Below are 3,760 nucleotides of genomic sequence, written 5' to 3'. Positions count from 1 at the left end.
AAAATAATAGCGCTGATAGTAATTAGTCCATTTTTGTCTAACGACAATTATGGATTTTTTATTACCATCAACGCTAAATATTATACAGCCTTTCTTTTTTAAGTTCTTCATGTTCTTTTCCAGTTTTGCTTGATTCTTTGGTACATCCACTTAATAAAATAGTTAATGAGCACATTAAAGCTAAAATAACTTGTGACTTTCTTTTGTTCATAATAAAAAGCCCTCCTTGAAAGTGTTAGTTTGCTAAATCATCATAGTTATATGTTTTGTAGTATTACCTAAAATATTCTATAAAAAACAAAAACTACTGATCTATAAATCAGTAGTTTTATATAATTAATTTTATATAATTTATTTTATTTTCATTGATATATCTAGAGATTTTGCTGAGTGAGTTAAAGCTCCTAAAGATATAATATCAACCCCTGTTTTTGCAACTTCTACTATGTTACTTTCAGTAATATTTCCTGATGCCTCTAATATACTTTTTTTGTTGTTTATTTTAACACATTCACTCATTTCATCGATACTCATGTTATCTAGCATTATTATATCTGTATTTAAATTAAGAGCTTCATTTAATTCATCAATATTTTTAACTTCTACTTCTATTTTTATAGTATGTCCTATATTTTCTCTTATTTTACTAACAGCGTTAGTTATAGATCCCATAGCTTGTATATGGTTGTCTTTTATCATAACAGATTCAGATAGATTATATCTATGGTTAAATCCTCCACCTATTTTAACTGCATATTTTTCTAATGGTCTTAAATTAGGAGTAGTTTTTCTTGTATCAACTATTTTTGTATTACAATCTTTAATTAAATCTACTAAATTATTAGTATAAGTCGATATTCCAGATAATCTTTGTAATATATTTAGAGCCGTTCTCTCCCCTTTTAATAAGGTTTTTGTGCTTCCCTTTACAGTTGCTATTATATCGCCTTTTTTAATTTTTTCTCTATCTCTTTTTAATATTTCAAATTCTATATTGTCATCTAAAATATCAAATACTCGTTTTGATATTTCTATTCCACATACAATTCCATCTTCTTTTGCTAAAAAATATCCTTCTGATATTTGTTCATCATTTATTAAGTTATCTGTTGTTATATCTATATAATTTATATCTTCAATTAATGCATTTTTTATTACATTGTCAATTATAAGCTTATTAACCACAGTTTAATACCTCCCCCAATACAAGTTTAGATATTATAGCCATATTTCTTATTTCATAATAATCTACATCTCTTATATAATCATTACTTTTTAAATCAGTTATTATATTATTTATTTCTATAATACCTTTTTTTGATTTTTCTTTATCTAATACTATAAAGTAAGAATCTTGAATTATATTTTGTATTTTATTTCTTAAATTATTATCTATACTTATAGTACCTTTTTTATAAACTTTAGTTTCTTTATTATGAATTCTACTTTTATCATTTTTTATTTGTTTGTTTATATTTTGAGCTGCTCTTCTTGCAAAAACCAATCCTTCAAGTAAAGAATTACTAGCTAGCCTATTATTTCCGTGTATACCTGTATGAGAACATTCTCCTACAGCATATAAGTTTTCTATACTACTTTCACTATTTTCATTTACATCTATTCCACCCATTAAATAATGCTCACATGGAAATACAGGTATTTTATCCTTTGTTATATCAAGTCCGTACTTCAAACAGTTATCATATATATTAGGAAATCTATTTTTTATAAATTCACTATCCTTATGAGATATATCAATGTATATTTCTTCACTGTTTAGTTTTATAGATTCATCGTATATACCCTTTGCTACAACATTTCTTGGAGCTAGTTCTCCTCTTTCATCGTAGTCAAGCATAAATCTATTTCCATTTTTATTTAATAAAAATGCGCCTTCACCTCTTACTGCTTCTGATACTAAAAACCTTTCATTAGACCCTAGATTTAAAGCTGTAGGATGAAATTGAATTTTACTTATATTTTTTATAGCTGCACCTAGATTATGAGCTAGTGCTATTCCATCACCTGTTGCTATTTTTGAATTTGTAGTATACTTATATATTTTTCCTATTCCTCCAGTTGCCAAAACAAGACTTTTACAATATATAGTTTTTAGTTCTTCATCTCTTAATATAACAACCCCAAATAAATCGTTTTCCTTATTTATGTCAGCTACCAACGTTTTATCCATAGTACTTATATTTTCTTTATTTGTAATATAGTTTAATAAAGTATTAATTACTTCTTTTCCTGTTTTGTCTTTATGATGTACTATTCTTTTTTTTGAATGGCCACCTTCTAAAGTTTTTGATAGATTACCATGTTCATCTCTATCAAAATCTACTCCTATATCAACTAATTTCATTACATCAATTGGTCCTTCTTTAACTAGTATATCTAAGTTTTTTATGTTATTAGTATGCTCTCCAGCTATTAGTGTATCGTTTATATGAATTTCATAATTATCATCTTTATCAAGTACAACAGCTATTCCCCCTTGGGCTAAATAACTATTGTTAATCTTTAACTCATCTTTAGATATAACAAGTACTTTTAAATCTTCACTTAAATTTATAGATGTATAAAGGCCACTTATACCGCTTCCTATTATCACAACATCATATGTCATAATATCTACTCAGCCAATCTTATCATTTCATTTATACTTTTTATAGCTTTGTTCATTAATTCTTCTTCTATAACTACTTCTCTTCCGCCTTCACAACTAACAGCCTTATATACATCTTCTAACTTAGTTTTTTTCATATTTGGACATACTAGATGTTTTGATAATAAATAGAATTTCTTATTTGGAACTGTAGCTTCTAAATAGTCTAATACCCCTACCTCAGTACCTATTATTATTTCATCATTAGAACTTTCTTTTGCTTGTTTTATTATTTCTGATGTTGAACCAGCAAAATCTGCTAAGTTAACTATTTCTTCTCTACATTCTGGATGAACTAATAATAAAGCATTAGGATGCTTTTCTCTAAGGTCATATACTTCTTCTGTAGTTACTCTATCGTGTACATTACAGTAACCTTCCCATAATTTTATGTTTTTGTTTGGTATTTTCTTTGCTATATAATTTCCTAAGTTTTCATCTGGAACAAATAATATATTTTTATTTTCTATTTGATTCATTATTTTAAGTGCTGTTGATGATGTTACACATACATCTACATATGCCTTTGTTTCTGTTGTAGAGTTTACATAAGAAACTATTGTATAATCAGGATTTTCTTCTCTAAATTTTATTATATCATCTGGAGATATCATTCTCGCCATAGGACAATAAGCTTCTTCATTTGCAAGTATTACTTTTTTATCTGGAGATAACATTTTTGTAGTTTCTGCCATAAAGTTTACACCACAAAATACTACTGTATCACAATCTAATTCTTGAGATATTTTACTTAAATAAAATGAATCTCCAACATAGTCTGCTATTTGTTGTATATCATATGTTTGATAATTGTGAGCTAATATCTTTATATTTTTGTCTTTCTTTATATTCATTATTTCCTTTTGTAAATTTGTCATTTTGTAGTCCTCCCCACATTTGCATTATGTCTTTACACCCTTTCTTTACAGGTGAAGTAAATTGTATTTACACTTAACACAATTAATATTCTATACTATTTTTAATGAAATGTCTGCAAAAAATAAAGGGGCTGTCGCACTAAAAAATTGAGGCGATACCTTTTAAAAAATAAATCCCAAGTTCAAATGAGCTTGGGATTTTTGTATAATTATT

The 3,760-nt window shown here is 26.5% G+C and carries 4 protein-coding genes; all 4 read right to left on the bottom strand.

Annotated features, from left to right (window positions below; genetic code table 11):
* Positions 1 to 73 precede the first annotated feature (73 nt).
* Positions 74 to 211, bottom strand: coding sequence for a hypothetical protein (locus tag BUB34_RS13310; protein WP_159430066.1), 138 nt, complete (start codon positions 209 to 211; stop codon positions 74 to 76).
* Positions 212 to 351: 140 nt separating this feature from the next.
* Positions 352 to 1,185: a carboxylating nicotinate-nucleotide diphosphorylase gene (gene nadC / locus BUB34_RS12765; RefSeq protein WP_073127837.1), complete on the bottom strand. Its 834-nt coding sequence runs from the start codon at positions 1,183 to 1,185 to the stop codon at positions 352 to 354.
* Positions 1,178 to 2,629 (bottom strand): L-aspartate oxidase, encoded by a 1,452-nt coding sequence (locus BUB34_RS12760; protein WP_073127834.1) that lies wholly within the window; start codon positions 2,627 to 2,629, stop codon positions 1,178 to 1,180. Before BUB34_RS12760 ends, nadC begins: the two co-directional genes overlap by 8 nt.
* A gap of 5 nt (positions 2,630 to 2,634) precedes the next feature.
* Positions 2,635 to 3,546, bottom strand: a complete 912-nt coding sequence (gene nadA / locus BUB34_RS12755; protein WP_073127832.1) for a quinolinate synthase NadA — start codon at positions 3,544 to 3,546, stop codon at positions 2,635 to 2,637.
* Positions 3,547 to 3,760: the final 214 nt, after the last annotated feature.

Origin of the sequence: Asaccharospora irregularis DSM 2635, assembly GCF_900129815.1 — a bacterium.
In the GTDB taxonomy this organism is placed as follows: domain Bacteria; phylum Bacillota; class Clostridia; order Peptostreptococcales; family Peptostreptococcaceae; genus Asaccharospora; species Asaccharospora irregularis.
The sequence above is the reverse complement of the archived record's forward strand: the minus strand, read 5'-3'. Positions and strand labels throughout refer to the sequence as shown.

Coding starts and splice junctions, on each gene's coding strand:
- BUB34_RS13310 (WP_159430066.1), bottom strand. CDS start 211: ATGAACAAAAGAAAGTCACAAGTTATTTTAGCTTTAATGTGCTCATTA.
- BUB34_RS12760 (WP_073127834.1), bottom strand. CDS start 2,629: ATGACATATGATGTTGTGATAATAGGAAGCGGTATAAGTGGCCTTTAT.
- nadA (WP_073127832.1), bottom strand. CDS start 3,546: ATGACAAATTTACAAAAGGAAATAATGAATATAAAGAAAGACAAAAAT.